Annotated in this window: 22 protein-coding genes; 13 read left to right on the top strand and 9 right to left on the bottom strand. The window is 73.2% G+C overall.

What is annotated here, in order from left to right:
* Nucleotides 1-24: 24 nt before the first annotated feature.
* Genes ACF1BH_RS12500 through ACF1BH_RS12490 form a run of 3 tightly spaced genes read left to right on the top strand, consistent with a single transcriptional unit; the run spans nucleotide 25 to nucleotide 3,016 of the window.
* Nucleotides 25-1,110 (top strand): FecCD family ABC transporter permease, encoded by a 1,086-nt coding sequence (locus ACF1BH_RS12500; protein WP_391642426.1) that lies wholly within the window; start codon nucleotides 25-27, stop codon nucleotides 1,108-1,110.
* Nucleotides 1,107-2,192 carry a FecCD family ABC transporter permease gene (locus ACF1BH_RS12495; protein WP_391642425.1) on the top strand — a complete coding sequence of 362 codons (1,086 nt, stop codon included), beginning with the start codon at nucleotides 1,107-1,109 and terminating at the stop codon, nucleotides 2,190-2,192. The genes ACF1BH_RS12500 and ACF1BH_RS12495 overlap by 4 nt, the downstream gene beginning before the upstream one ends.
* On the top strand, nucleotides 2,189-3,016 hold the full coding sequence (locus ACF1BH_RS12490) for an ABC transporter ATP-binding protein (RefSeq protein ID WP_391642424.1): 828 nt from the start codon (nucleotides 2,189-2,191) through the stop codon (nucleotides 3,014-3,016). The genes ACF1BH_RS12495 and ACF1BH_RS12490 overlap by 4 nt, the downstream gene beginning before the upstream one ends.
* A gap of 114 nt (nucleotides 3,017-3,130) precedes the next feature.
* Here the strand turns inward: ACF1BH_RS12490 and ACF1BH_RS12485 are convergent, their stop codons facing one another.
* On the bottom strand, nucleotides 3,131-4,642 hold the full coding sequence (locus ACF1BH_RS12485; RefSeq protein WP_391642423.1) for a glycoside hydrolase family 3 protein: 1,512 nt from the start codon (nucleotides 4,640-4,642) through the stop codon (nucleotides 3,131-3,133).
* A 662-nt stretch (nucleotides 4,643-5,304) separates the two neighbouring features.
* Between ACF1BH_RS12485 and ACF1BH_RS12480 the strand changes: the two genes are divergently transcribed.
* Genes ACF1BH_RS12480 through ACF1BH_RS12460 form a run of 5 tightly spaced genes read left to right on the top strand, consistent with a single transcriptional unit; the run spans nucleotide 5,305 to nucleotide 10,602 of the window.
* The gene (locus ACF1BH_RS12480) at nucleotides 5,305-6,366 is read left to right on the top strand and encodes a phytanoyl-CoA dioxygenase family protein (protein ID WP_391642422.1); all 1,062 of its coding nucleotides are present in this window, start codon (nucleotides 5,305-5,307) and stop codon (nucleotides 6,364-6,366) included.
* A complete protein-coding gene (locus tag ACF1BH_RS12475; protein ID WP_391642421.1) occupies nucleotides 6,348-7,676 on the top strand; it encodes a DUF6271 family protein in 1,329 nt (442 codons plus the stop codon). The genes ACF1BH_RS12480 and ACF1BH_RS12475 overlap by 19 nt, the downstream gene beginning before the upstream one ends.
* Nucleotides 7,673-8,878, top strand: coding sequence for a type III PLP-dependent enzyme (locus tag ACF1BH_RS12470; protein WP_391642420.1), 1,206 nt, complete (start codon nucleotides 7,673-7,675; stop codon nucleotides 8,876-8,878). The genes ACF1BH_RS12475 and ACF1BH_RS12470 overlap by 4 nt, the downstream gene beginning before the upstream one ends.
* Nucleotides 8,868-9,437 carry a GNAT family N-acetyltransferase gene (locus tag ACF1BH_RS12465; RefSeq protein ID WP_391642419.1) on the top strand — a complete coding sequence of 190 codons (570 nt, stop codon included), beginning with the start codon at nucleotides 8,868-8,870 and terminating at the stop codon, nucleotides 9,435-9,437. The genes ACF1BH_RS12470 and ACF1BH_RS12465 overlap by 11 nt, the downstream gene beginning before the upstream one ends.
* Nucleotides 9,438-9,441: 4 nt before the next feature.
* On the top strand, nucleotides 9,442-10,602 hold the full coding sequence (locus tag ACF1BH_RS12460; RefSeq protein ID WP_391642418.1) for an MFS transporter: 1,161 nt from the start codon (nucleotides 9,442-9,444) through the stop codon (nucleotides 10,600-10,602).
* 49 nt (nucleotides 10,603-10,651) lie between these two features.
* Here the strand turns inward: ACF1BH_RS12460 and ACF1BH_RS12455 are convergent, their stop codons facing one another.
* Nucleotides 10,652-11,062 (bottom strand): DUF5997 family protein, encoded by a 411-nt coding sequence (locus ACF1BH_RS12455; protein WP_391642417.1) that lies wholly within the window; start codon nucleotides 11,060-11,062, stop codon nucleotides 10,652-10,654.
* Between the two features lie 59 nt (nucleotides 11,063-11,121).
* Between ACF1BH_RS12455 and ACF1BH_RS12450 the strand changes: the two genes are divergently transcribed.
* Nucleotides 11,122-11,916 carry a LysR family substrate-binding domain-containing protein gene (locus ACF1BH_RS12450; RefSeq protein ID WP_391642416.1) on the top strand — a complete coding sequence of 265 codons (795 nt, stop codon included), beginning with the start codon at nucleotides 11,122-11,124 and terminating at the stop codon, nucleotides 11,914-11,916.
* Between the two features lie 66 nt (nucleotides 11,917-11,982).
* Here ACF1BH_RS12450 and ACF1BH_RS12445 read toward each other — a convergent pair whose 3' ends face one another.
* Nucleotides 11,983-14,178 carry an FUSC family protein gene (locus tag ACF1BH_RS12445; RefSeq protein WP_391642657.1) on the bottom strand — a complete coding sequence of 732 codons (2,196 nt, stop codon included), beginning with the start codon at nucleotides 14,176-14,178 and terminating at the stop codon, nucleotides 11,983-11,985.
* A 462-nt stretch (nucleotides 14,179-14,640) separates the two neighbouring features.
* Here ACF1BH_RS12445 and ACF1BH_RS12440 point away from each other — a divergent pair, with 462 nt between their 5' ends.
* From ACF1BH_RS12440 to ACF1BH_RS12430, 3 genes are all read left to right on the top strand, one after another.
* Nucleotides 14,641-15,744: an NAD(P)-dependent alcohol dehydrogenase gene (locus ACF1BH_RS12440; RefSeq protein WP_391642415.1), complete on the top strand. Its 1,104-nt coding sequence runs from the start codon at nucleotides 14,641-14,643 to the stop codon at nucleotides 15,742-15,744.
* A gap of 204 nt (nucleotides 15,745-15,948) precedes the next feature.
* Nucleotides 15,949-16,818, top strand: a complete 870-nt coding sequence (locus ACF1BH_RS12435; protein ID WP_391642414.1) for a D-alanyl-D-alanine carboxypeptidase family protein — start codon at nucleotides 15,949-15,951, stop codon at nucleotides 16,816-16,818.
* A gap of 253 nt (nucleotides 16,819-17,071) precedes the next feature.
* Nucleotides 17,072-17,599 carry a DUF4232 domain-containing protein gene (locus tag ACF1BH_RS12430; RefSeq protein WP_391642413.1) on the top strand — a complete coding sequence of 176 codons (528 nt, stop codon included), beginning with the start codon at nucleotides 17,072-17,074 and terminating at the stop codon, nucleotides 17,597-17,599.
* Between the two features lie 27 nt (nucleotides 17,600-17,626).
* On the opposite strand, the gene ACF1BH_RS12425 is transcribed toward ACF1BH_RS12430, so the two are convergent.
* Together ACF1BH_RS12425 and ACF1BH_RS12420 are read right to left on the bottom strand one after the other, a co-directional pair.
* On the bottom strand, nucleotides 17,627-18,712 hold the full coding sequence (locus ACF1BH_RS12425; protein ID WP_391642412.1) for a chitinase: 1,086 nt from the start codon (nucleotides 18,710-18,712) through the stop codon (nucleotides 17,627-17,629).
* 146 nt (nucleotides 18,713-18,858) lie between these two features.
* Nucleotides 18,859-19,932 (bottom strand): ATP-dependent DNA ligase, encoded by a 1,074-nt coding sequence (locus tag ACF1BH_RS12420; protein ID WP_391642411.1) that lies wholly within the window; start codon nucleotides 19,930-19,932, stop codon nucleotides 18,859-18,861.
* A 74-nt stretch (nucleotides 19,933-20,006) separates the two neighbouring features.
* On the opposite strand from ACF1BH_RS12420, the gene ligD reads away from it, so the two are divergent.
* Nucleotides 20,007-21,011, top strand: coding sequence for a non-homologous end-joining DNA ligase (gene ligD / locus ACF1BH_RS12415; protein ID WP_391642410.1), 1,005 nt, complete (start codon nucleotides 20,007-20,009; stop codon nucleotides 21,009-21,011).
* A gap of 6 nt (nucleotides 21,012-21,017) precedes the next feature.
* Here the strand turns inward: ligD and ACF1BH_RS12410 are convergent, their stop codons facing one another.
* The 4 genes from ACF1BH_RS12410 to ACF1BH_RS12395 form a co-directional block, all read right to left on the bottom strand.
* Nucleotides 21,018-21,296 carry a DUF2087 domain-containing protein gene (locus ACF1BH_RS12410; protein ID WP_391642409.1) on the bottom strand — a complete coding sequence of 93 codons (279 nt, stop codon included), beginning with the start codon at nucleotides 21,294-21,296 and terminating at the stop codon, nucleotides 21,018-21,020.
* Nucleotides 21,297-21,443: 147 nt separating this feature from the next.
* Entirely contained in the window at nucleotides 21,444-21,923 is a 480-nt protein-coding gene (locus tag ACF1BH_RS12405) for an Lrp/AsnC family transcriptional regulator (RefSeq protein WP_391642408.1), read from the bottom strand.
* 70 nt (nucleotides 21,924-21,993) lie between these two features.
* Nucleotides 21,994-22,545: a cysteine hydrolase family protein gene (locus ACF1BH_RS12400; protein WP_391642407.1), complete on the bottom strand. Its 552-nt coding sequence runs from the start codon at nucleotides 22,543-22,545 to the stop codon at nucleotides 21,994-21,996.
* Between the two features lie 288 nt (nucleotides 22,546-22,833).
* Complete coding sequence (locus tag ACF1BH_RS12395) at nucleotides 22,834-24,630, bottom strand: coagulation factor 5/8 type domain-containing protein (RefSeq protein WP_391642406.1); 1,797 nt, start codon at nucleotides 24,628-24,630, stop codon at nucleotides 22,834-22,836.
* Between the last annotated feature and the right edge of the window lie 417 nt (nucleotides 24,631-25,047).

Raw genomic sequence — 25,047 nt, 5'->3', positions numbered from 1 at the left:
ATCAATTTAGGTTAGGCTAACCTCATGTTGATTGCGCAAGAGGGGCGGCCGGACGGCACCGGGAACCGCCCCGGCGACCCCCTCACGCCGGGTCACCGCCCCCTCCGCCGGGCCGTGCTCGCGCTGACCGTCCTCCTGCCGGCCCTGGTCGTGCTCTCCCTGGTCGTCGGCACCGGCCACAGCTCCGCCGCCGACGCCTGGCACTTCCTCACCGGCGACCCGGCCGCCCGCGCCGACGCCCCCCTGCGCCTGGCGGTGCTGGACGTACGGCTGCCGCGGACCCTCGCCGCCCTCTTCGTCGGCGTCTGCCTCGGCGTCTCCGGCTGCCTCCTCCAGGCCGCGACCCGCAACCCGCTGGCCGAAACCGGACTGCTCGGCGTCAACTCCGGCGCCGCCTTCGCCGTCGTCCTCGGCCTCACCTTCTTCGGCGCCACCTCGCCCACCGCCCTGATGGGCTGGGCCCTCGCCGGCGGGCTGGCCGCCAGCGCCGTGGTCCTGCTGCTCGCCGCGTCCGGCCGCACCGCCGGATCCCCGCTGCGCCTGGTCCTCACCGGCACCGCCATCGGCGCCACCTTCCACGGCCTGACCTCGTACGTTCTGCTCGGCACCCAGTCGACGTTCGACACCTACCGCTACTGGACGATCGGCTCGCTGGCCGGGGTCGAAACCGCCGATCTGCTGCCGCTCACCGCCCCGGCGGCCGCCGGGCTGCTCGTCGCGTTCGGCTGCGCCCGCCCGCTGTCGGCGCTCGGCCTCGGCGACGACAGCGCCCGCTCGCTCGGTCACCACCCGGGCCGCATCCGCCTCGCGGTGGCCGCCGCCGTCTCCCTCCTCGTCGGCTGCGCGGTCGCCGTCGCCGGACCGATCGCCTTCCTCGGCCTGCTCGCGCCGTACGCCGCCCGCGCCGTCGCCGGACCCCGCCTGGCCGCCCAACTCGCCCTCTCCGCGCTGGTCGCCGCCGCCGTGATGCTGCTCGCCGACGTCCTGGCCCGCGTGATCATCCGCCCCTGGGAGACTCCGGTGAGCGTGCTGCTCGCCTTCGTCGGCGGACCGCTGCTCGTCTGGATCGCCCGCTCCTCCCGCCTCTCCACCGCCGGAGCCTCCGCATGAGCGCGCCGCACCCCACCCGGACCCCGCGCGCCGGGATCGAGCTGCCGGACACCACCGTCCTGCGCACCGGCACCTTCTCCTGGCTCTTCCCGCGCCGCGGCGCGCTGGCGGCGGCGCTCCTCGTCCCGCTGCTCGCCGCGCTCATCGCGCTGTCCGTGACGGCGAGTTCGACGGGGATGAGCCTGTCGCAGACGCTCGGCGGACTCGCCGGCACCGGCGACGCCGGGACGGTCATGGTCGTCCGGGACTTCCGGCTGCCGCGCGTCCTGGTGGGCCTCATGGTCGGCGCCGCGCTCGGCATCTCCGGCTGCCTCACCCAGACCCTCGCCGGCAACCGCCTCGCCACCCCGGACCTGATCGGCGTCAACGAGGGCGCCACCGCCGCGGTCGTCGCCGCCGCGGCCGGATCGGCCACCGGCATGGTCGGCGACTGGTGGCTCGGCCCGGTCGGCGCCGTCGCCGCCGCGGCCCTCGTCGTGCTCTGCGCGGGCGGCGCGGGCACCGCCGGATACCGCGTGCTGGTCGTCGGCATCGGCGTCTCCACCACCATCGGCGCCGTCAGCGACCTGCTGATGTCCCGTGAGAACGACAACACCGCCGGCGGGGTCTTCCTCTGGGCCGTCGGCAGCCTCAGCGGACGCGACTGGGGCGCCGGCACGCCGTTGCTGATCGCCCTGGCCGTCCTCGTCCCGTTCGCCCTCGCCGCCGGGCACCGGCTGCAACTCCTGTGCTTCGACGACGACATGGCCGCCGCCCTCGGCGTCGAACTGCGCCGGGTGCGGGCCGCCGCCCTGGCGCTCGCGGTGGCGCTGGCCGGGGTCGCGGTCGGCGTCGGCGGCCCCATCGCCTTCGTCGGCCTCGCCGCGCCCGTCCTCGCCCAGCGGATGGCCGGACCCACCCGCGTCCCGGTGGTCTGCTCGGCACTGACCGGCGCCGCCCTCGTCGTCGCCGCCGATGCGCTCGGCCGCGTCATCGCCCCCGTCGAACTGCCCGTCGGCGTCGTCACCAGCGTCCTCGGCGGTCCCTTCCTGCTCTGGGTCCTCTTCCGCGCGGACCGCCCCGTCCGAAAGGACCGACCATGACCGATCAGCCGGCCCGCACCCCCGGCCTGGAGATACACGAACTGCAAGCGGGCTACCCCGGCCGCCCCGTCGTCCGGGACGTCTCCCTCGCCGTGCCCGCCGGGCAGGTCGCCGCGATCGTGGGCCCCAACGGCTGCGGAAAGTCCACGCTGTTGCGCGCCGCCGCCCGGCTGCACACCCCGGACTCCGGCACCGTACGCGCCGACGGCGCCGACATCTGGGCCCTCGGCCGCCGCCGCGCCGCCCACCGCATCGCCCTGCTCCCGCAGTCGCCCCGCGCCCCCGAGGCGGTCACCGTCGCCGGACTCGTCCGCTACGGCCGCCACCCCCACCAGGGGCTGCTGCGCCAGTGGTCACGGGAGGACGAGGCGGCCGTCCGGGAGGCACTGGACGCCACCGGCACCACGGAACTCGCCGCCGAACGCCTCGACCGGCTCTCCGGCGGCCAGCGCCAACGCTGCTGGCTGGCGATGGTCCTCGCCCAGCACACCCCGGTCGTCCTGCTCGACGAACCCACCAGCGCCCTCGACCTCGGCCACGCCGTCGACGTCCTCACCCTGGTCCGCGAGGTGGCCGCGGCCGGCCGCACCGTGGTGATGGTCCTGCACGACCTGGCCGCCGCCGCGCGCTACGCCGACACCGTCGTCGCCATGAAGGACGGCCGGGTCGTCGCCCAGGGTGCCCCGTCCGAGGTCGTCGACGCCGCGCTGGTCGAGGAGGTCTACGGGCTGGACGCCGACATCCTGCGGGCCCCGGGCGACGGGGCGCCGGTCGTCGTCCCCCGCGCGCGGGCGCCGCGCCCGGCGGACGCGCCGGTCGGCTGAGGGCGCACGCCGTGCGGTGCGGGGCGGCGGACGCACCGCCACCCCGCACCCCGCCGGACCGCGCCCGGCCAGGTCGCGTTCCGCGGTTCGGGGTGGGGTCGGCCGGTCAGCGGGTCAGCGGGGACCGGCCAGAACCTCCGCCGCGGCGACGCCGGAGGCGGCCGTCGCCCCGTGCGTGAACAGCCGGACCGCGCCGGGCACGTTCGCCCCGGGCAGCCCCATCTCCACCACGACCGCGTCCGGCCGCGCCGCGACGAGCGTGGCGAGCGCCTCGGCCATCCAGCCGTGCCGGGCGGCGTCGCGCACCACCACGACCAGCGGCCGCCCGGCGGCCGGGGCCAGCGCCTGTTCCTCCAGCACGCCGGGGCGGCCGGCCAGCTCCTGACGGGGGATCCGTACGGAGGTGGTGCCGGGCAGCCGCTCGCGCAGCGGCGCACCGACCCCCCACGGCGTCTCGTTGCCGATCGCGAGGTTGGTGGACGGCACCAGCTCCACCACGTGCGCCGGTGCGGCCAGCGGCAGCACGCCGTCGCCCGCGCCGCTGATCCGCAGGGCGCGCCGCGCGGCGACGAAGCCGATGTCGCGGCTGACCGGGTCGGCGCGCACCGAGCGGCGCAGCCCGGCCGACCAGCGGGCGAACTCGCCGACCCGGTCGGCCGCCTCGGCCAGCCGCTCCTCCGGCAGCTTGCCCGACGAGGCTGCCGCGACCAGCGCGCCGACCAGCAGTTCGGCGGTGTCCTCCCCGGCGTTCTCGCCGCCCACGCAGAGCGCGTCGGCGCCCGCGGCGACGGCCCGCACCGCGGCACCGTCGATCCCGTAGAGCCCGGTGACCGCGCCCATCTCGATGGCGTCGGTGACGATCAGCCCGTCGAAGCCCAGTTCGCCGCGGAGCAGGTCGACGAGGATGCGGCGGCTGAGCGTGGCGGGCACCTCGGGGTCGTAGGCGGGGACCAGGAGATGGGCGCTCATGATCGCCCGGACGCCCGCGTCCAGGGCGGCGCGGAACGGCGGCAGCGCCTGCGCCGCGATCTCCTCGGCGGAGGCGTCGTAACGGGGCAGCCCGTGGTGGGAGTCGACGGCCACGTCGCCGTGGCCGGGGAAGTGCTTGGCGCACGCGGCGACCCCGGCGGACTGGAGCCCGCGCACCCAGGAGGAGGCGTGCCGGGAGACCACCTTGGCGTCCACGCCGAACGAGCGGACGCCGATGATGGGGTTGTCGGGGTTGGAGTTGACGTCGACGCTGGGCGCGTAGTCCAGGCTCACCCCGGCGGCGTGCAGCTGACGGCCGAGATCCCGGGCGACGGCCTCGGTCAGCTCGGTGTCGTCGACGGCGCCGAGCGCGAAGTTGCCCGGCCGGGTGGCGCCGGTCGCCGCCTCCAGGCGGGTGACGTCGCCGGCCTCCTCGTCGATGGCGATGATCAACTCGGGATTCTCCGCGCGTAGTTGCGCCGCGAGCTGCGCCACCTGCTCCGTGCTCGTGATGTTCCGGGTGAACAGCACCACGGAGGAGAGTCCCTCGCCGATGGCGCGCAGGATCCACGGGGGCGCCACGGTGCCGGTGAACCCGGGCTGGAGGACGGAGAGGGCGAGCCGTCGCAGTTCCTTGCTGTGCATGTTGGAGGACATCGACCGGCCTTCCGGGTAGTGCCGACACATCGCCACGGTGTTCATTGGTACAGGCCAATGGATATTGGCCTGTACCAATTGCCGCTGTCAAGGATGCCCGCTGCCGGATCCGGTGGCTACCGCCCGTGCGCCCGGCGTCTGCTCCCGCGCCCCGGCGGCCCCCGGCGCCCCTTCGGGGCGAGGGCTCAACTGCCGCTCACCTGCCCTTCATTGACGTTGCGTCGAATACTGGGCACGTGTTGACATGCTGCCGTGGTCTAGTCCAGTTTGGTGGGGCGCGAGTGAAGCAAGGGGTGGGTGTGTGACTCGCCCCGGGAGGCGCGGCAGACCGCCGCCGCTGCCCGGGAGGCCCGCCCTCTCCCCGGTACGGAGCGCCGCGCGACGCCCCGCACCGGCACTTGACCCGCCTTCGGCGACCCCACCGTCCTCCGGCGACGGGCGGCGCCCCCTCCGGAACCGACCACCGCATCCGTCTCCACCCCGCACCGACTCCTTCCACGCGTGTATCCCTCCCGACCGACGGCCGTCCGTGCCGCCGCGCCCCGCGCGGCCCCCCACCGCCACCGACGCGCCCGTCCGGGACCTCCCGCACCCGCCGCCCGCCCCACCTGGCCCGGTGCGGCGACCCCGGGAAACGGCCCTTCGAGCTTTGGAGTGCACACATGCCGGCCCCCGGCCACCTGTACCGCGCAGCCAGCGACGTCCCCTACTTCAGCGAGGACGCCGACACCTACCTGGCCCGCACCCCGCTGCGCGACCTCACCAAGACCCGCCCGCTGCGGGTGCTGTCCGCAGCGGACTTCACCCACTGGCAGACCTACGGCTACGTCGTCGTCGAAGAGGCGATCCCCGCCGCGTCCGCGGCCCGGCTCCTCGACTTCGCCTGGGACTTCCAGGGCCTCGACCCCACCCGGCCCGACACCTGGTACGAGGACCGCCCCTACCGCTCGGACCTCGACCGCGAACTGCACATCTACGGCTTCGTCGAGGCATACCACCACCAGCTCCTCTGGGACAGCCGCCAGGCCCAGCGGGTCCACGACGCGTTCGTCGACGTCTGGGACTGCGAAGAACTCTGGGTGACGCTGGACCGCCTCAACCTCAACCCGCCCAACGTCAAGAACCGCGACCGCGCGCTGATCCCCGCCACCGACCGGGGCTTCGACATCAAGCTCCACTGGGACATCGACACCTCCCTCGGCGTCCTGCCCCAGCGCGTCCAGGGAATCATCGCCCTCAACGACACCGACCCCGCAACCGGCGGATTCCGGTGCGCCCCGGAACTCTTCCGCGACTTCGACCGCTGGAAAGCCCTCCAACCACCGGGCCGCGACCCGATCAGGCCACGGATCGACCCCGCCGAAATCCCCGTCGTCCGCCCGGAATTGCGCGCCGGAGACCTGCTGATCTGGAACGGCGCACTCGCCCACGGCGTCGCCCCCAACATCTCCGCCGACGGCGTCCGCGCCGTGCAGTACCTCTCGATGATGCCCGCCCTCGAATCCCACGAGGAACTGCGCCGCTCCCGTATCGCTTCCTGGCGCCATCTGCGCACCCCGGAATGGAATGCGACGCTGCTCGGCGACGCCGTACGGCACGAATCGCTCCGTTACGGCCGGGCCACGCTCAATCCGCTCGGCGCGAAACTGCTGGGCCTCGAATCCTGGAACGGAAATCCCACCGCACAGCCGACCGGAGACGGGGCATGGACCGCATCTGTCTGACCCTTCCCACCAACCGGGAATGCACCGCCACCCTCACCGCCCTCGGCGAGGAGGCGGCCTACGCGGCCGAACACTTCGGCGTCGAGGTCGATCTGCTGATCCTCGACTCCGCCGCCGCCCCGGACCGCGCCCGCCACGCCCGCGCCGCACACGCCGCCGCCGGGCCGCACGTCACCGTCCACCACCTCGACGAAGCCGCCCAACGCGCCTTCCTGCGCCGCGCCGTCGACCACGCCGGGCTGCCCAAACCCGAGCTGATGCTCGCCCTGATGCTCCCGGACCGGCTCTCCTACGGTGCCTGCACCAATCGCGCCTTCCTCCTCGCCGCCGCCCTCGGCTGCCGCTCCGTCCACCGGCGCGACTCCGACAGCCGCTACCAGATCCACCGCGGCGAACCGGTCTACCCGATCCACCACGAACTGCTCGCCCTCGGCAGACCCGCCCGCGACGTGGCCGCCTCTGTCACCGAGAATTCCCTGGACGCCCACCACGCCGGCAAACCCGTCGTCATGGCCGGCGCCTCCTTCGTCGGCGAACTCTCCGTCGACATCGGCGACATACGCGCCACCGACCCCGCGATCTACCGGGACATCGTCGGACTGTGGGCCCCCGAGAACTGGTCCGCAGAAGAGAAAAGGGAATTGGCGGACGTCTCCTTTCTCGGCGCCGGAACCGACCCTTTCACCGGCGACCATTCCACGTTGGCCCTTGTCGACCCCATGCACGTCGACATGTGCAACATCGGATTCCACCGCATTCAGGAAGACGTCCCGCTGCCCCCGGCCACCGACACCATCGGCAGCGACTATTTCCTCTTCCATCTCGCCCGCAGCGCCACCCTCCCCGGCGTGCTGCACAACCGCCATATCGTCAACTACTACACCGGGGAACGCCGCACCGACGCCGGATTTCAGGCGTATCAGATGCGGTTCGTGAAATTCCTCCTCTCCATGCGGTACCTCCACCACGTCTACGACCGGATGGCGCACGCCGGGCCCGCCCTCCTCGACGCGGACGACCGGGTACGCGCCGCCGACATCGCCCTCTTCATCCGGGAGAGCGCCCACCTCGACCCGGCGGAGAACCTGCGGCGGCTCACCGTCCTCGACCGCTCCTACCGCGGCCTCGGTGGCCGGTACGCGGACTTCGCCGACCACCTCGCCACCCACCGCGCCCGCCTGCTCGACGAAGCCCGCCGCGACATGGAGGACTTCGCCCTGCTCACCGAGGTCTGGCGGAGCCTCGTCGCGGCGAGCGCGGCCACCGGCCTGCCGCCCGCCGCCGGCCGCCCGGACCGAGGACGCCGATGACCGGCCCCGGCCCCCGGCTGCGCACCGCCCTCGCCGCCGCCGACGACGACCGCCTCCTCCTCGACCTCACCGGCATCGCGGAGAGCCACGACGCGCTGCTGCGCGAACTCCCCGGCGTCCACCTCCGGTTCGCCATGAAGGCGTGCCCCGCCGACGAGGTCCTGGCCCACCTCGCCCGGCGCGGCGCGGGCGTCGACGCGGCCGGACCCCGCGAGATCGGCCAGGCCCTCGCCGCCGGGGTGCCGCCCGCCCGCATCCACTACGGCAACACCGTCAAATCCGACCGGGACATCGCCCACGCCCACCGGCTGGGCGTCACCGACTTCGCCACCGACAGCACCGAGGACGTCGCCGCCCTCGCCGCGCACGCGCCCGGCGCCCGCGTCTTCTGCCGCCTGGCCACCGACGGCGACGGCGCCCTGTGGGGCCTGACCGGCAAGAACGGCTGCTCCGCCGAGGACGCCGTGCGTGTCCTGGAGACCGCCCGGGACGCCGGAGCGACCCCCGCCGGGCTCTCCGTCCACGTCGGCTCGCAGCAGATGACCGCCGACGCCTGGCGTACCGCGCTCGACCGCCTCGGCGCCGTCCTCGCCGCCCTGCGCGAGCGCGGCATCACCCTCGACCACCTCAACCTCGGCGGCGGACTGCCCGCCCTCGGCTACCGCGACCGGCACGGCCGCGACCTCGACCCCCCGCTCGACAAGATCTTCGCGGTCCTCCGCGAGGGCATGCGGCGGCTGGCCGACGAGGCGGGCCACCCGCTGGACTTCCGTATCGAACCGGGCCGCCACCTCGTCGCCGACCACGGCGCCATCCGCGCCCACGTCAGCCGCCTCACCACCCGCCGCGGCCCCGACGGCACACCCCGCCACTGGCTCTACCTCAGCTGCGGCAAGTTCAACGGCCTCTACGAGATGGACGCCGTCCAGTACCGCCTGGTCTTCCCCACCCGACCGGGCAGCCGCACCGTGCCCGCGGTCGTCGCCGGGCCCACCTGCGACAGCGACGACGCCTTCTCGCCCGACCACCTCGTGCCCGTCCCCGCGGACGCCGCCTCCGGCGACCCCGTCTGGATCCTCTCCAGCGGCGCCTACGCGCTCAGCTACATGACCCGCGAGTTCAACGGCTTCGCCCCGCTCCCGTACAGCTGCGTCACCGACGGCGCCGCCGCACCCGAAAGGTCTCCGGCAGATGGTTCCTGACCTGCGGATACGGCATCTAGCCGACGGTGACTGGGACGCCCTGACCGCCCTGGAGGCGGCGACCTACACCCCGCTCGGCCTCTCCGAGGACCGCGCCGCGCTCCGGTCCCGGGCCGACGCCTCCCCGGCGACCTGCTTCGTCGCCGAGCACGGCGACCGGCTCGCCGGCTATCTGCTGGCCCTGCCCTACCCGCCCCACACCCACCCGCACCTCACCCGCGCCGAACAACGCCCCTTCGCCTCCCGCAACCTCCACCTCCACGACCTGGTCATCGCCCCGCCGCACCGCCGCCGCGGCGTGGCCCAGCTGCTGCTGCACCGCCTCACGGCCGCCGCCACCGCCCGCGGCCACACACAGATCTCCCTGATCGCCGTCGGCGGCAGCCACCCCTTCTGGTCGGCCCGCGGCTTCGCCGTCGACCACCGGGCAACCGCCCCCGGCCCCGACTACGGGCCGGACGCCGTCCGCATGGTCCGCCCCCTGCCCCCGCGCCCCGGCCACCCCGGAGTGCGGCGCCCCGCACGCCACCGCCCCGCCGCGCCCCACGAAGTGAGCTGATCGCGTGTTCCGACTCGACGACCCGTTCCGCCGCGCCCTGTGCGCCATCGCCGCGCTCTTCTGCTGCCTCGGCTTCCAGTACGCCACCTGGACCGCGCGGCTGCCGCAGCTCAAGCACGACCTCGGGCTGAACACCGCCGAGGTCGGGCTGCTGCTGATGGCCGCCGGGGTGGGCGCCGCGGTGTCGTTCCCGCTGGTCGCGGCGTTGATGCGGCGCCTGGGCTCCCACCGCCTGGCGCCGCTGGCCGCCCTCGGCCTGGCGGCGGCGCTGCTCGCCCTGGCCGCCGCGCCGAACTACCCGGCGGCCCTGGCGGTGATGTGCGTGGACGGCGTCCTGGTGGGCTGTCTGAACGTCGCGATGAACGCCCAGGGCGCCGCGCTGGAGGCCGCGCACGAGCGCACCGCCATGGCCCGGCTGCACGCCGTCTTCAGCGGCGGCTCCCTCTGCGCGGCGCTGCTGGCCTCCGCCACCCACGCGCTCACCCCGTCCGTGGCCGCGCACTTCACCGTCGCCGCCGTCCTGCTGCTCGCCCTGGTCGCGTTCGCGGCGCCGCGGCTGCTGCGGGAGGACGCGAAGCCGGAGGAGACGCCGAAGGCGGAGCGGGCACGGGGCGTCCGGCGGCTGCCGACGGCGATGGTGCTGTGGATGTGCTGCGCGATGGTGTTCGGCACCATCACCGAGGGCGCCATGAACGACTGGTCCGCGCTCTACATGACCGACGTGACGCACGCCTCCGCGGAGATCGCCCCGCTGGGCATCGCCGTCGTCTCCGGAATGATGGTGGTGGCGCGGCTCTTCGCCGACGGCTGGCGCAGCCGCTTCGGCGACGGCCGGGTCGTCCGCGTCGGCGCCACCGTCGCGGGCACCGGACTCGCCCTCGCCCTGCTGAGCGGCGGTGTCCTCCCGGCGCTGCTCGGTTTCGCCTGCGTCGGTCTGGGCGTCGCCGCGGTCACCCCGTGCGTCTACGTCGCCGCGGCCCGGCAGGGCTCCGACGCCCTCACGCTCGTCGCCGCCATGGGCACCACCGGGCTGCTCGCCGGACCGCCGTTCATCGGCTTCCTGGCGGGCGCCGCCGGACTGGTCTGGGGGATGTCGGCCGTCGCCGCCTCGGCGCTGGTGGTCGCGGTGTGCGCCACCCGCATCCGCTGGCAGCGGTCGGCCTGAGCGCAGCGGTCGCGCCGCCGGACGGGGAGCCCGGCGACGCGACCGGGGCTCAGGACCGCGCGTCCCCGGCTTCCTTCTTCGCTCGCTCCGCCGCCTGCTTCTCCTTGATGCGCACGGTTTCCTTGCGCACCTCGGCCTGGGTGGCGCGCTCGCGCACCAGCCACTCGGGCTGCTCCTGCTTCAGCGCGTCGATCTGCTCGGTGGTCAGCGGCTCGGTGACGCCGCCCCGGGCCAGGCCCGCGATGGAGACGCCGAGCTTGGCCGCCACCACCGGACGCGGGTGCGGGCCGTTGCGGCGCAGGTCCGCCAGCCACTGCGGCGGCTCGGCCTGCAGCGCGTTCAGCTCCGCGCGCGAGACGGTGCCCTCCTGGAATGCGGCGGGCGTGGCCTGGAGGTACACGCCCAGCTTCTTGGCCGCCGTCGCGGGCTTCATGGTCTGGGTGGTCTGCTGGGACTTCATGAGGTCAAGGGTATCGAGCGCCGGGACGGCCGCCGACCACGACCGGATACCCTTGCGGCGTGACAGGCTCGGAAGTATCCCCGTCGTTCCGCCTCGTGTACGTCCCCGGCGTGACCCCCGGTAAATGGGTGCGGATCTGGCAGGAACGGCTGCCGGATGTCCCGCTCACCCTCGTACCGGTGCCCGCCGCCGACGCGCAGGCGACGCTGCGCGCCCGTGAGGCGGAGGCGGGCTTCGTCCGGCTGCCCGTCGACGGCGACGATCTCCACGCCATCCCGCTCTACACCGAGACGACCGTCGTCGTGGTCCCCAAGGACCATCTGCTCACCGCCGCCGAGGAGGTCACCACGGCCGATCTCGCCGAGGAGACCGTGCTGCACCCCCTCGACGACACCCTCGGCTGGCAGACGCCACCCGGCGAGGAGGCGTTCACCCGCCCGGAGACCACCGCCGACGCGATCGAGCTGGTCGCCGCCGGGATCGGGCTGCTCGCCGTCCCGCAGTCGCTGGCCCGCCTCCACCACCGCCGCGACCTCACCTACCGGCCGCTGACCGATGCCCCGGTCTCCGGCGTCGGCCTGTCCTGGCCCAAGGACGACCCGGCCGAGCTGGTCGAGGACATGATCGGCATCGTCCGCGGCCGCACCGTCAACAGCACCCGCGGCCGTCCCGCCGCCCGCGCCGCCGAGGACCGTACGTCCACCGGCCGCCGCAAGGACGGCGGCAAGGGCCAGGACGGCGCCGCGAAGAAGACCGGCACCGCCGGCCGGGGCCGCGGCACCGCCAAGGGCCGCCCCGCCCGCCCCGGCGGCGCGAAGAGCGCCCGCCGCGGGGCGCCCCGCCGCCGGTCCTAGCCGTACGGAAACGGGAAGCGGGGCGGGCCCACCGGACCCGCCCCGCCTCCCTTCCCCGTACGCGCCTCACTCCCGCAGGCCGGCCGGCTGCGGCTCCGTGCCGTCGTCCACCGGCACGCCCAGAGGACGGGCCAGACCCACCACACCCTCGTCGACGCGCTGGAGGTGGCGCAGCACGCGGGAGGCGACCGAACCGGTCGGCGGGGTGCGGCTGCCCTCCTCCTTCAGGATCGCGGCGATGCTGGCGCCGGCGCCGACCTTGGCCCCGGTCGGCTCGTCGCGGACATGGGCGGCGACCACCTCGATGTTGCGGGCGATCCGCTGCCCGGCGCGGCCCAGCCGCGGGTCGGCGGCGACGTTCCGGCTGTCCGGCACCAGCTCGGCGGTGGCCGCCAGCGACCGGGCGTGGAACGCGGAGGTCTCCAGCAGCGCCACCAGATAGCGCGCGGTACGGCGCCGCCCGCGCAGCGGGGTGATCGGATGGGTCAGCGGCTTGGTGGACGCCCGCAGGTCGTCCAGCGCGGTGTCCAGATCCCGCGCCCGGCCCAGCAGATCCGAGGCGGGGCCGCCGCAGAGCTGTTCCACCGCCGCCGACACCACGTCGCCGAGCCGGTCCAGGACGGTACCCAGCAGCTCGTCGGTGCGGCTGTCGGTGTGCACCGGCAGCACCACCATCGCGGCGATGATCCCGCAGACCGCCCCCAGCGCCGTCTCCTCGATCCGCAGCACCAGCACGTCGAGGCTGTAGGTGTGCAGCAAGGTGTAGAGCATCCCCAGCATCGCCGTGACGAAGAACGACATCAGCGCGTACGACAGGGGAGCGGTGAAGAACATCGCGAAGATGAAGAGCAGCAACAGCGCGAACGCGATCCAGGTGTGGCCGCCGACCAGACCGGCCAGCGCCACACCGGCGATCACCCCGAGGACCGTGCCGACCACCCGGCGGTAGCCCTTCACCAGGATCTCGCCGGTGGAGGCGGTGTTGAGGAAGACCACCCAGCAGGTGAGGACCGCCCAGTACCAGCGCTGGGAGGAGAGGAACTCCCCGCCGACCATCGCCAGCACCGAGCCGACCGCCACCTGGCACGCGGCGCGGGTGGTGGGCCGCTGCAGACCCGTACGGTCCTCCTCCGGCTCCTCCTCGGCACCCGCGAGCGCCACGTCCTCCGCGTCGAACTCCTCCCGGGAGCGGGTGGTCGCAGGGGAGTCGTTGGACTCGTCCTGCGGCCCGTCGAGCGCCAGCCGCAGACCCAGCACGGCGCGGGCGACCTCACCGAGACCGCGGAAGACGTCCTGGACCGCGGTCGAGGCGCGCGGCAGCTTCTCCTCGTCGCGGTAGCCCAGCAGACGGTTGCGGACATGCGCAACGGCGGTGCCCCGGTCGGCGGTGGTCGGGTGCGAGACGAGGTGGTGCAGGGCGTGGAGGTCGCGGCGGAGGGTGGCGGTGACCTTGTCGTCCGCGGCGATGAGGTTCGGGCCCGACGTCGCCACCGTCGCATCCGGCAGATGCAGCGTCAGGGTGTTGGCGCGCTCCGCGCTGCGCGCGTTGAGCAGCAGAACCCCCAGCCGCTCGGTGGCGATCTCGGCGTCCGCGATACGCCGCTCCAGCAGCGCCGCGGACGCGGTGTCCCGGGTGCCCTCCTCCAGCCGGTCCTGGATCATCAGGGCGGCCTCGTGCAGCCGGGCGGTGCGCTCGCGCAGATCGGCGACGACCCCGTCCAGCTCCTCCGGCCCGGCGTCCAGCAGCTCCAGCTGACTGGCCACCAGCTGCGCCAGCCGCGCCCGGAACGCGTCCCGCAGCCGCCGCAGGATGCGCTGCGGCGTCTCCGGTACGACGGCGAACCGCACGACCGCGCTGCACGCGAAGGCGAGTACCAGCGTCAGACAGAGCATCGGCAGCCCGTCCACGGACGCGCCGACGAAGAGCGAGACGAAGTAGATCTGGAAGCCGATGAGCCCCAGCGCGGTGCCGCGGTCGCCGAAACGGCGGCAGTAGACCGCGGCGAAGATCAGCAGGATGAAGAAGGCGTCACCCGTGACGATGCGGGAGTTGAGCAGCGTGCTGAGCGCCACCGCCGCCAGCGCCACGGGCAGCCCCAGCGCCAGCGTCACCGCCTGGTCGCGGACCTGCTTCTCCTTGATGGCGAAGGTGGCGACCATCGCGGTCATCGCCCCCGCGACGGTGTGCGTCATGTCGGTGCCGAGCACCGTCAGCACCGCCAGGGTCAGCGCGATGGCCGCGACCGTGCGCAGCCCCGCCATCAGCCGCAGCAACCCGGGGTCGGATGCCGCGAAGCGGTCCCAGACGCCGGTTGCGCCCCGCCGTATACCTGCGCTCACGCTGATGAACTCTCCCCACCTCTGCCCTGACCTGCGGATGCCTCAGCATGGCATGCGGTCCTTCCGCCGCACAGAGCCGGTGGCCGGGGGCGCGCGGGGCGGACCGGGGGCGCGCGGACCGGCCGCCGGCGCGGCGCGGGCGGATCCGGCGTACGGAATCGGCCCCCCGCAGTGTCCTGTCGGCCGAACACCACCTGGATCGGCAGGAGTTGATGTGTTACTCATGGTGACGGCCGGTGGGTGCACGGTGTCCACGCCGCCCGCGCGTGCGGGCGCGCTTCCGCGCACCATCCCCTCTCCGCGCTCCGGGCGGCGTCACCCGCCCCGCACTCCGCGTGCGCCCTCCCCGGCCGTCCCCGACTGCCCGATCAGAGGAGCTGCCCGATGCCCCAGTCCACCGCTGCCGTCCTGCGCGCCACCGGTGCGCCGCTCTCCGTCGAGACCATCGACGTGGCGCCGCCCCGGGCGGACGAGGTGCGGGTGAAGATCGTCGCCTCCGGCATCTGCCACACCGACCTGGGCGTGATGGCCACCGCCGAGGAGGGGCAGCTGCCGTACGTCCTCGGGCACGAGGGCGCGGGCGTGGTCGAGGAGGTCGGCCCGGACGTCACGGGCGTGACGGTCGGCGACCGCGTCGTCCTCAGCTACGCCTACTGCGGGGAGTGCGTCCGCTGCGAGGCCGGGCTGTACGTCCACTGCCGCAAGCTGATGGAGCTGAACTTCAGCGGCGCCCGCGGCGACGGCACCACCGCCTACAGGTCCCAGGGCACCCCCCTCCGGGGCCACTTCTTCGGGCAGTCGTCCTTCTCCGGGCAGATCGTCACCTCGCCACGCAACCTCGTCCGGGTCGACGACGACCTGCCACTGGAGCTGCTGGCCCCACTGGGCTGCGGGGTGCAGACCGGCGCGGGCGCGGTCCTGAACAGCCTCGATCCGGCACCCGGCAGCTCCCTCGCGGTGTTCGGCGCCGGCTCCGTCGGCCTCTCCGCGGTGATGGCCGCGAAGGTCGCCGGATGCACCACGATCGTCGCCGTCGAGCCCCGCCCCGAACGGCGCGCCCTCGCCCTGGAGCTGGGCGCCACCCACGCCCTCGACCCCGCCGCGGCCGACGCCGCCGCGGAGATCGTGCGGCTCACCGGCGGCGGGGCGGACCACTCCGTCGAGTGCATCGGGCTGGCCGGCACGCTGCGCCAGGCCCTGGAGTGCCTGGCCTCGCCGGGCGTCTGCGCCACCGTCGGCTTCCAGGGGGTGGACAACGAACTCACCATCGACCAGGGACACCTGCTGTTCGGACGCTCCCTGGTCGGCGTGGTCGAGGGCGATGCGGACGCGCACGAATTCATTCCGCGGATGATCGCGCTCCACCGCGAAGGGCGTTTTCCCTTCGACCGGCTGATCACCGCCTTCCCGGTCGAGAAGATCAACGAGGCGATCGATGCGGCCCACCACGGTGCGGTCGTCAAGCCCGTGGTCACTTTCCCCGCATAACGGACTCCAGGTTCCTTTCCGGTGTCCGTGCCGGGGAATTCCGCCCCTCTTCCGTGCGCCCCGGGAATTCACGGATGGTAAAAAATGCGTCAGGACATGCATCCATACAGTCGCGTCGCATGTCCTGTGAGTGAGCGGTCCTCCCATGTGGCCGCACAGCAAGGGTATTTGGAGTACAAAACCTTGAAAATTGGTATCAATGGTATGCGGCGGTCCGGTGCGGCAGTCGTGACCGCCGGTGCCGTCCTGTCCGCCGGTGTGTTCGCCGCACCGGCGCAGGCGGCCGCCCCCAAGGCGCCGTCGATCGTCGCCAAGGGCGGCTTCGTGATGAACAACGCCACGGGCAAGGCGCTCTACACCAAGGCCGCCGACACCCGTCGCTCCACCGGTTCCACCACCAAGATCATGACTGCCCGGGTGGTGCTGGCCCAGAAGGGCCTGAACCTCAACTCCAAGGTCACGATCCAGAAGGCGTACAGCGACTACATCGTCCGCAACAGCGCCTCCTCGGCCCGCCTGATCGTGGGCGACAAGGTCACCGTCCGCCAGCTGCTGTACGGCCTGCTGCTGCCGTCCGGCTGTGACGCGGCGTATGCCCTCGCCGACAAGTTCGGCAGCGGCTCCACCCGGGCCGCCCGGGTGAAGTCGTTCATCGGCAAGATGAATGCCACGGCCAAGAGCCTGGGCATGAAGAACACGCACTTCGACTCGTTCGACGGCATAAGCAACGGCGCCAACTACTCGACGCCCCGCGATCTGTCGAAGCTGGCGAGCAGTGCGCTGAAGTACTCCACGTTCCGTACGGTCGTGAAGACCAAGGCGACGAAGCAGACGGTGACCACCAAGAGCGGTGGCTACCGCTACATGTCGTGGCAGAACACCAACAACCTGCTGAGCAGCTACTCGGGCGCCATCGGTGTCAAGACCGGCTCGGGTCCGCAGGCCAAGTACTGCCTCGTCTTCGCCGCCACCCGCGGGGGCAAGACCGTCGTCGGCACCGTCCTGACGTCCTCGTCGGTCGCCAACCGCACGGCGGACGCCAAGAAGCTGATGGACTACGGCTTCAAGAAGTAGCGGGCGCCGTCCGGGGCGGGTGACCGGACGGAGCCAGGGCCCGCCCGTGACGTCAAGTCGCGTGCGGGCCCTTCGCGTTGGCGGCCGACTTCGGATAACGCGGCGGCGTTAGCGGAGTGTTAGCCGATCTTTAGAAAGCACCGGCAGACTCACGCTGCGGGGCAGCCGCGCGGGGTCGCCGGTTCACCGGAAGTCACCACCCGCCCCGCCCGTCTCCCCGGAACAACCCCCGAAACAACAGGAGATGATGTACATGCGTGGTCTGCGTATCGCGGCCTTCGCCTCGGCCGCCGTCGCCGTGGCTGCCGTCACGGGCGCGGGTGTCGCCTCGGCGTCCCCGGCCGGCGCGACCGCCACCGCCGCCTGCGCCCCGGGCACCCTCAAGGTCTCCCAGGCGCCGCTGCCCGAGGGCTCCGCCGGGATGATGCACGCGGGCTTCTACCTGGTGGCCAAGAACACCGGGAAGAGCACCTGCACCTTCCAGGGCTACCCTGGCCTCGCCCTGGAGGGCAAGGGCCACACGGCGATCAACACCGTCGTGCACCACGGCGACACCTACTACGCCAAGAACCCGGGTGTCCACGAGGTGACCCTCAAGCCGGGCAAGGCCGCCTACGCCAACATCGAGTGGACCCACAGCGGTGCGAACGCCGCGAAGGCCAAGTACCTTCAGGCCTCCCCGACCGGCAGCAACTCCCACAGCGTCATATCCCTCGACGACGCCGTCGACAACCACAAGCTCAACGTGACCGCCTGGGCGGCCAAGAAGCCGACCGCCTGAACGATGTTCCGTCGGCCGGATCCCGGCTCAGCGCCCCTGGAGTGACCTGGCGTTGTCGCCGAAGGTCCAGCCCTTGGAGCCGTCCCAGTTGACCGACCAGGTCATCAGGCCCTTGAGGCCGTTGTCGTAGTGCTGCCAGGCCTGGGACACCTGACCGGGTGCCATGTAGCCACCACCGGCGCCCGGTTGGGCCGGCAGCCCCGGGACCTGCTTGTCGTAGGGCACCTTGATCGTCGTGCCCTGCACCACCAGCCCCTTGTCCAGGCAGTCGGTCTGCGCCGTGAAGCCCTCGACGGTGCCCGCCTCGTACGAGTCGCCGGAGCAGCCGTACATGCTGCCGTTGTAGTACTGCATGTTCAGCCACCACAGCCGGCCGTTGTCCGCGTACTTCTTCACGATCGGCAGATACGCGCCCCAGATCGAGCCGTAGGTGACGCTGCCGCCGGTGACGTAGGCGGTCTCCGGTGCCATGGTCAGGCCGAAGCCGTCGGGCATCTTGGCGAGGATGCCGTCGATGATGCGGATCAGGTTGGCCTGCGAGGGCGAGAGCTTGTTGATGTCGCCGCTGCCCGACAGGCCCGTCTCGATGTCGATGTCGATCCCGTCGAAGTGGTACTTCTGCAGGATCGGGACGACGGTGTCGACGAACTTGTCGGCGACCGCCTGCGAGCTGAGGTCGATGCCCGCGGTGGCCCCGCCGATCGACATCAGGACCGTCATGCCGTCGGCCTTCGCCTGGCACATCTCCTCCGGCGTCGGCACCTTCACCGTCGCGTCCATCCCGTCCTCCCACTGCGCGGTGCCGTCCGAGAGGACCACGGGGAAGGCGGCGTTGAGGACGTTGTAGCCGTGTGCGGCGATCCGGGAGTCGGTGATCGGGATCCAGCCGAGCGGCGGGTGCACGCCGTTGGCCGCACCGTCCCAGTTCTCCCAGTAGCCCTGGACGACCTTCCCGGCGGGCTTGGACTTCACCCCGCAGTCGGCGGCGGCCCGGGGTGCGGAGGGGGCGGACGCGGCGGAAGGGGTGGCGGGTGCGGCGGCGGCCAGCAGCGGGGCGGCGACGGCCAGCGCCAGACCGGCCCCCAGCAGGCGTGATGTGCGACGACCGGACATGGCGGCTCCTCGTCCGTGCGAGCGGTGGCCCGCGGTGGCGGACCGGCGGTGCGGTCCGGGCGGCATGTGCGGCTGCGCAGCGGCCAACAAACTAAGTTGGTCCAGACCTCTCGTCAAGAGGTCTGGACCAAAGCGGGATCGCGCGCTCAGGCGCGGGGCGTCTCCCCCAGCACCTCCCCGAGGTCGTACCGCACCGGTTCCGCCAACTGCGTGTAGGTGCAGCTCTCCGGTGCGCGGTCCGGGCGCCAGCGGCGGAACTGCGCGGTGTGCCGGAAGCGGTCGCCCTGCATGTGGTCGTAGGCCACCTCCAGGACCCGTTCGGGGCGCAGCGGCAGCCACGACAGATCCTTGGAGCCGGTCCACCGGCTCGGGCCGCCCGGCAGCCGCCCGGACGCCTGCGCCTCCTCGCTGGTCCACGCCTCCCACGGATGCCCGGCCACCGACTCCATCAGCAGCGGCTCCAGCTCCGCCATCAGCTCCTGGCGCCGCCGCATCGGGAACGACGCGCACACCCCGACGTGCTGGAGCCGCCCGGCACCGTCGTACAGACCCAGCAGCAGCGAGCCGACCACCGGGCCGCTCTTGTGGTGCCGCACCCCGGCCACCACGCAGTCCGCGGTCCGCTCGTGCTTGACCTTGGTCATCACCCGTTCACCGGGCCGGTACGGCGACCGCGGCGGCTTGGCGACGATGCCGTCGAGACCGGCGCCCTCGAACCGTTCGAACCACTCCCGCGCCCGCTCCGTGTCGTCGGTCGCGGGCGCCGTGAAGACCGGCGCCGCCGCGTCCCGCAACGCCGCCACCAGCGCGGTCCGCCGCGCCTGTTGCGGTTCGGGCATCAGCGAGGTGTCGCCGAGCGCCAGCACGTCGAACGCGACGAAGCTCGCCGGGGTCACCTCGGCGAGGTGACGTACCCGGGAGTCCGCGGGGTGGATCCGCTCCAGCAGCGCGTCGAAGTCCAGCCGTCCCTCGCGCGCGATGACGATCTCCCCGTCCAGCACACACCGCCGCGGCACCTGCGCCCGCAGCGCCTCGACGACCTCCGGGAAGTAGCGGGTCAGCGGCTTGCCGGAGCGGCTGCCCAGCTCGATCTCGGCACCGTCACGGAAGACGATCGCCCGGAAGCCGTCCCACTTCGCCTCGTAGAGGAGGCCCGGCGGGATGGTCGCGGCGCTCTTGGCGAGCATCGGTTTCACGGGCGGCATCACCGGAAGGTCCATACACCGGATTCTCCGGCGACGGGCCGCCGGCCGCCCGCCGGGCGGCCCCGCCACGGCGCCCTTAGCGTGGCCCCATGGCAGACGCACTGGAGCTGACGGCGGGCGGACGGACGGTCCGGGTGACCCACCCGGACAAGGTCTACTTCCCCGAGCGCGGCTTCACCAAGGGCGATGTCGCCCGCTACTACCTCGCCGTCTCCGACGGCATCCTGCGCGCCCTGCGCGACCGCCCGACCACCCTGCAACGCCACCCGGACGGCGTGACCGGCGAGTCCTTCTTCCAGAAACGCGCCCCGAAGAACCTCCCCGACTGGATCCCCACCGGCCGCATCGCCTTCCCCAGCGGCCGCTACGCCGACGAGATCTGCCCGACCGAACCCGCCGCCGTCCTGTGGGCCGCCAACCTCGGCTGCCTCACCTTCCACCCCTGGCCGGTGCGGCGCGCCGACACCGAACACCCCGACGAGCTCCGCATCGACCTCGACCCGCAGCCCGGCACCGACTACGCCGACGCGGTCCGCGCCGCCCTCGAACTCCGCGACGTCCTCGCCGGACTCGGCCTGACCGGCTGGCCCAAGACCTCCGGCGGCCGGGGCATGCACGTCTTCGTGCCGATCGTCCCCGAGTGGGACTTCACCCACGTACGGCGCGCGGCCATCGCCGTCGCCCGGGAGCTGGAGCGCCGTGCCCCCGACCGCATCACCACCGCCTGGTGGAAGGAGGAACGCGGCGCCAAGATCTTCGTCGACTACAACCAGACCGCCCGCGACCGCACCATCGCCAGCGCCTACTCCGTGCGCCCCTCCGCCCGAGGCCCGGTCTCCGCGCCGCTGACCTGGGAGGAGGTCCCCGACGCCGTCCCCGAGGACTTCGACCTCGCCACCATGCCGGACCGGTTCGCGGAGCGCGGCGATCTGCACGCCGCCATGGACGACGAGGCGTTCCGGCTGGACGAGGCGCTGGAGCTGGCCGCCCGCGACGAGCGCGACCACGGCCTCGGCGATCTGCCCTACCCGCCCGAGCACCCGAAGATGAAGGGCGAGCCCAAGCGCGTCCAGCCGAGCCGCGCCCGGAAGTGAGCTCCGTCAGTCCGTCACGCGCCGGTAGCTGCTGCCGTCCCGGGTGCGGGAGAGCAGTCCGCCGGTGACGAGGTAGCGGCGCAGCGCCGAGCAGTCGTCGTGCACGGTCGACAGCGCCTCGTTGACCTCGCGTTCGCTGTACGAGCGGTCCGTCTCGAAGAGCGTCGTGGCGAGGTGGGTGAGCAGCTGCTCGCGGCGCGCGGTCTTCCGGGGAATCGCGGTGAGCCGTCCGCCGGAGAACAGCGTGGCGATGGCGGAGGAGCGGTGCGGATCCTGGTCGGTCATGCCGGAAGTCTTCCGCCGGAGCGGGACGGCGGCAACCGGGTTTCCACCGGCGCCGGGTGCGGCGGCCGGGCCCGGGGACGGGGGCCGGGCCGGGGTGCGGCCCGCCGGGTGCGGCCCGCCGGCGTGTCCGGTCGGGGGCGCCCGGGCTCAGCGCCCCCGCTCCGTCCCGCCGACGTCCTGGACCAGCGGCAGCATCCGGTGCGGCACCCGCTCCCGCAGCGCCACCTCGGTGCGGGTGCGGACCACGCCCGGCTGGCTGATCAGCCGCTGGATGACGTCCTCCAGATGCTCCGCGTCCCGTGCCACCACCCGGGCCAGCAGGTCGCCGCCCCCGGTCGTCGAGAACGCCTCGATGATCTGCGGCACCTCCGCCAGCGCGTCGGCGACCTCCTCCAGATGCCCCTGCTCCACCTCGATGTGGACGAACGCCAGCATCGGATGGTCCAGCGCGGCGGGGGAGAGGCGCGGCGCGTAGGCGGTGATCACGCCGTCCCGCTCCAGCCGGTCCAGCCGTGCCTGGACGGTCCCGCGGGCGACACCCAGCAGCCGGGCGTACTCCCGCACACTGGTCCGCGGCGCCTCCAGCAGCAACCCCAGAATCTTTGCGTCCAAGGCGTCCACGGCCATGCTTGAGGGCCTTTCCAGGGGCGGGATCCGTCCCGGGGACTGTAGCAACGGCCGCTCTCCCGGCCCGCCCTCAGGCATCCGGGCGCTGCGCCCAGGCGCCGACGGTGGTGACCTCCCCGCGCCGGGCGAGCACCGAGCGCAGCAGCGTCTCGTGCAGCTCCGGGTCGGGGTCGGCGCACGCGTCGGAGAGGACCGTGACCCGGTGGTCGAGGTCGGCGGCCTGGAGGGCGGTGGACAGGACGACGCCGCCGGTGGCGATCCCGGCCAGCACGAGATGGGTGAGGTCCTGGACGGCCAGTAGCTGCCGCAGGTCGTTCCCGGCGAAGGCGCTGACACGGTTCTTGTGGACGACCAGCTCCCCTTCGGCAGGGGCGACGTCGGGATGGATCGCCGCATCGGGGTCGCCGGGCGTGAAGAGGCCGGACGGCAGGGCGCCGAAGGTCTTGTTGCGCGGGTGCGCGTCGGTGTGACCGTCGCGCAGCCGGAGCACCACATGGATCACCGGGACACCGGCGGCACGCGCCGCACCGAGCGCCTGCACGGCATGCGGCAGGTAGCCCTCCGGCGCATGGGCGACAGTGCGGAGCTGAAGGTCCATCAGCAGCAGTGCGGTACGGGACATGGGGGCCTTTCGGGCGGGTGGAGAGGCGGTAGGGGCTACGCCTCGCGGGGCGTCCGCCGACGTGGTGCGGCCGGGTGAGCGAGCGCATGAGCATCTGGACCGGCGGCCGGTACCGCAGCGTCTCCGTGAACGCCCGCGGCACCCGCCGGGCGGCGGCGGAACGGCCGTCGCAGGCTGAACCCGAGCAACCTGAGCCGGTCCGAACGGAGTCGGCGCTTCTCCGGCGGGAAGATGAGACACCGCACCCCGCCCGTCCGGAGGGCCGCCCGCCGCGCTCCCGGCCCCGGCTCAGGGGTAGGAGGCCACCGTGGACGGCACCGTCGTCTCGCCCGACGTCGGCGCGCCGGTGCCGTTGACGACATGCTCGTACTGGCCCTTGCCGCCCAGCGACACCACCAGCAGCCCGTGCAGCTTCACACCGGGCGCCTTCGGCACCGCGAAGCCGTGGTCCTGCCGGATCGTCGGGTCCACCTGGTAGAAGCAGTAACTGCCCAGGCCCCAGCCCTCGTGCTCGGTCACCTTGTCGTCCACGAGGTAGGCGGCGAAGCCCTTGGTGTCGCCGTCCTGGACCGCCGCCTGATTCGGTGCGTCGTACGCCTTCTCGTTCTGGAAGAAGATCGTGCGGCCCCGCTCGCCGCGCCAGTGGACGTCGTACTTGTTGAAGTGCTCGACGAACAGACCGGTCGCCAGCACCCGGTCGCCGTTGACGCGTACGCCGTAATCCGCGCGGTTGACGTCCCAGCCCACGCCCTCGCCGTGGTCGGCGCGCCACACCCAGGTGTGGTCGATGACGGTGTCGTTGCTGTTGATCACGATCGCGCAGGTCACCTTGCCGGGCCCGGCGCCGCCGACGCGGACGAACACGTCCTGCACCGTCGTCGGGTTCGCCGCATGGTCCTTCGACGCGCCCTCGGGGCCGACCTCCAGCAGGGCGGGGGAGTTGTCCGGCCCGGCGTCGAGCAGGAACCCGGCGAGCCGCACCCCGTCGACGTCGGCGACCTTCAGCGCCGTGACCCCCTTCCGCGGTATCAGCGTGGCGTAGCCCAGGCCCAGTACGACGGTGCCGGGGCGGTTGACCTCGACGGTGCGGTCGAGGTGGTACACGCCGGGCGTCAGCAGCAGATGGAGCCCCTGGTCGAGCGCGGCGTTGAGGGTCGCCGCGTCGGTGTCCGGCTTCGCCACGTAGAACCGGTCGAGCGGCAGCGAGGTGCCCCGGGGTGTGCCGCTGCCCCAGCTGGTGCCGCGTGCGTCGGTCCGCTTCTCGGGGACGAACACCTTGTACGCCTCGCCGTCGAGGTACAGGAACGGCTTCTCGCGGGAGACCGGGGTGTGGTCGAGCGTGGTGAACGGCGGGTCGGGGAAGCTCTGCGCCGGGGCGCCCTCGACGCCGGAGAACACCATGTTCCACACGGCGCCCTGCCAGCCGCCGAGCGCGCTGTCGCGGGTGTACCACTGCTGCTGCGAGCGGGGTTCGACGGTGCCGTCGATACGGCAGTCGGCGAGATAGCCGCCGCTGGCCCAGCCGTCCCCGTCGGGCGCGAGGTTCAGCCCGCCCTTGACGTGCATCCGCCGGAACGGCGCGGCCTGCGCGACCGCCCACCGGTTGGTGCCGCTCACCGGCTTCAGCGCGAGGTTCTCCGCGGAACGCCAGAAGTTCTGGGTGGCGTTGCCGTCGAACCAGCCCGCGTCGACGGTGACATCGCCGTTGATCGTGGTGTCGTCCGGCGACAGGCCCAGACCCGCGATCGAGGTGTAGAAGCCGAGCTGCGCGTTGAGCCCGTCGTAGGTGCCCGGCTTGAACAGGAGCGCGTAGCGGCCGGTGCCGAACTGCGCCTTCTCCTGCTGACGGAAGACCGCGTCGAGCTTGCCCTGGATGCCGGGCGTGGCCGGGTCGAAGACGAGGACGTTCTCGCCGAGGTCGCCGCCGCCGGGCAGCGGACCGGCCGGGCCGCGCGGGGCGGCCGGCGGTGGGGCGGCGCAGGCGGTGGACGGCAGACCGGACAGCGGCAGCGCGGCGGCCATCGTCGCCAGCACGGCGCGGCGCGGGGGGCCGGAGGACCGGTCAGGTGTGGGGGGAGTGGGCATGAAGCCCTCCTGATTCAGGGAGTGAACATATGAGGCGCGGGGGAGCGCTCTGCAGCCCGCAGCATCGTCACGGTGTGTGGAACGGACCGTCAACCCTCCTGCCCGGAGCGGGTGTTCCCATTCCGGTCACTTCGCGACTGGCCTGCGGAAAGAAGAGGTTCGCGGCGGGACGGGGCGGGGCGGCGTCCTGATGGGCCGTGTTCAGGAGATGTCGGCGGCGGGGCGGGGTGCGGGGTGTCGCCGCCGTGCCCGTCCGGGTGCCTGCGGGGCCCGTTCGCCGCCCGTTCCGGGGGCGGCGCGCCCCGGCTTCCCGGCTCGGCCGTTGGCCTCCTCCGGAACCAAATATTCCCCTTCTGGCTGTACCAATGGCCCAGTGAATCCGGCATCTATTGAACCACCTGGCGGTCGGATGGTGAG

Origin of the sequence: Streptomyces sp. NPDC014733, assembly GCF_043083385.1 — a bacterium.
Lineage (GTDB): Bacteria > Actinomycetota > Actinomycetes > Streptomycetales > Streptomycetaceae > Streptomyces.
This window is presented reverse-complemented; position numbering and strand designations above follow the sequence as displayed.

Coding starts and splice junctions, on each gene's coding strand:
- ACF1BH_RS12470 (WP_391642420.1), top strand. CDS start 7,673: ATGACCGGCCCCGGCCCCCGGCTGCGCACCGCCCTCGCCGCCGCCGAC.
- ACF1BH_RS12440 (WP_391642415.1), top strand. CDS start 14,641: ATGCCCCAGTCCACCGCTGCCGTCCTGCGCGCCACCGGTGCGCCGCTC.
- ACF1BH_RS12430 (WP_391642413.1), top strand. CDS start 17,072: ATGCGTGGTCTGCGTATCGCGGCCTTCGCCTCGGCCGCCGTCGCCGTG.
- ACF1BH_RS12445 (WP_391642657.1), bottom strand. CDS start 14,178: ATGGCGGGGCTGCGCACGGTCGCGGCCATCGCGCTGACCCTGGCGGTG.
- ACF1BH_RS12420 (WP_391642411.1), bottom strand. CDS start 19,932: ATGGACCTTCCGGTGATGCCGCCCGTGAAACCGATGCTCGCCAAGAGC.
- ACF1BH_RS12400 (WP_391642407.1), bottom strand. CDS start 22,545: ATGTCCCGTACCGCACTGCTGCTGATGGACCTTCAGCTCCGCACTGTC.
- ACF1BH_RS12435 (WP_391642414.1), top strand. CDS start 15,949: ATGCGGCGGTCCGGTGCGGCAGTCGTGACCGCCGGTGCCGTCCTGTCC.
- ACF1BH_RS12410 (WP_391642409.1), bottom strand. CDS start 21,296: ATGACCGACCAGGATCCGCACCGCTCCTCCGCCATCGCCACGCTGTTC.
- ACF1BH_RS12405 (WP_391642408.1), bottom strand. CDS start 21,923: ATGGCCGTGGACGCCTTGGACGCAAAGATTCTGGGGTTGCTGCTGGAG.
- ACF1BH_RS12495 (WP_391642425.1), top strand. CDS start 1,107: ATGAGCGCGCCGCACCCCACCCGGACCCCGCGCGCCGGGATCGAGCTG.
- ligD (WP_391642410.1), top strand. CDS start 20,007: ATGGCAGACGCACTGGAGCTGACGGCGGGCGGACGGACGGTCCGGGTG.
- ACF1BH_RS12425 (WP_391642412.1), bottom strand. CDS start 18,712: ATGTCCGGTCGTCGCACATCACGCCTGCTGGGGGCCGGTCTGGCGCTG.
- ACF1BH_RS12500 (WP_391642426.1), top strand. CDS start 25: ATGTTGATTGCGCAAGAGGGGCGGCCGGACGGCACCGGGAACCGCCCC.
- ACF1BH_RS12485 (WP_391642423.1), bottom strand. CDS start 4,642: ATGTCCTCCAACATGCACAGCAAGGAACTGCGACGGCTCGCCCTCTCC.
- ACF1BH_RS12465 (WP_391642419.1), top strand. CDS start 8,868: ATGGTTCCTGACCTGCGGATACGGCATCTAGCCGACGGTGACTGGGAC.
- ACF1BH_RS12475 (WP_391642421.1), top strand. CDS start 6,348: ATGGACCGCATCTGTCTGACCCTTCCCACCAACCGGGAATGCACCGCC.
- ACF1BH_RS12480 (WP_391642422.1), top strand. CDS start 5,305: ATGCCGGCCCCCGGCCACCTGTACCGCGCAGCCAGCGACGTCCCCTAC.
- ACF1BH_RS12455 (WP_391642417.1), bottom strand. CDS start 11,062: ATGAAGTCCCAGCAGACCACCCAGACCATGAAGCCCGCGACGGCGGCC.
- ACF1BH_RS12395 (WP_391642406.1), bottom strand. CDS start 24,630: ATGCCCACTCCCCCCACACCTGACCGGTCCTCCGGCCCCCCGCGCCGC.
- ACF1BH_RS12490 (WP_391642424.1), top strand. CDS start 2,189: ATGACCGATCAGCCGGCCCGCACCCCCGGCCTGGAGATACACGAACTG.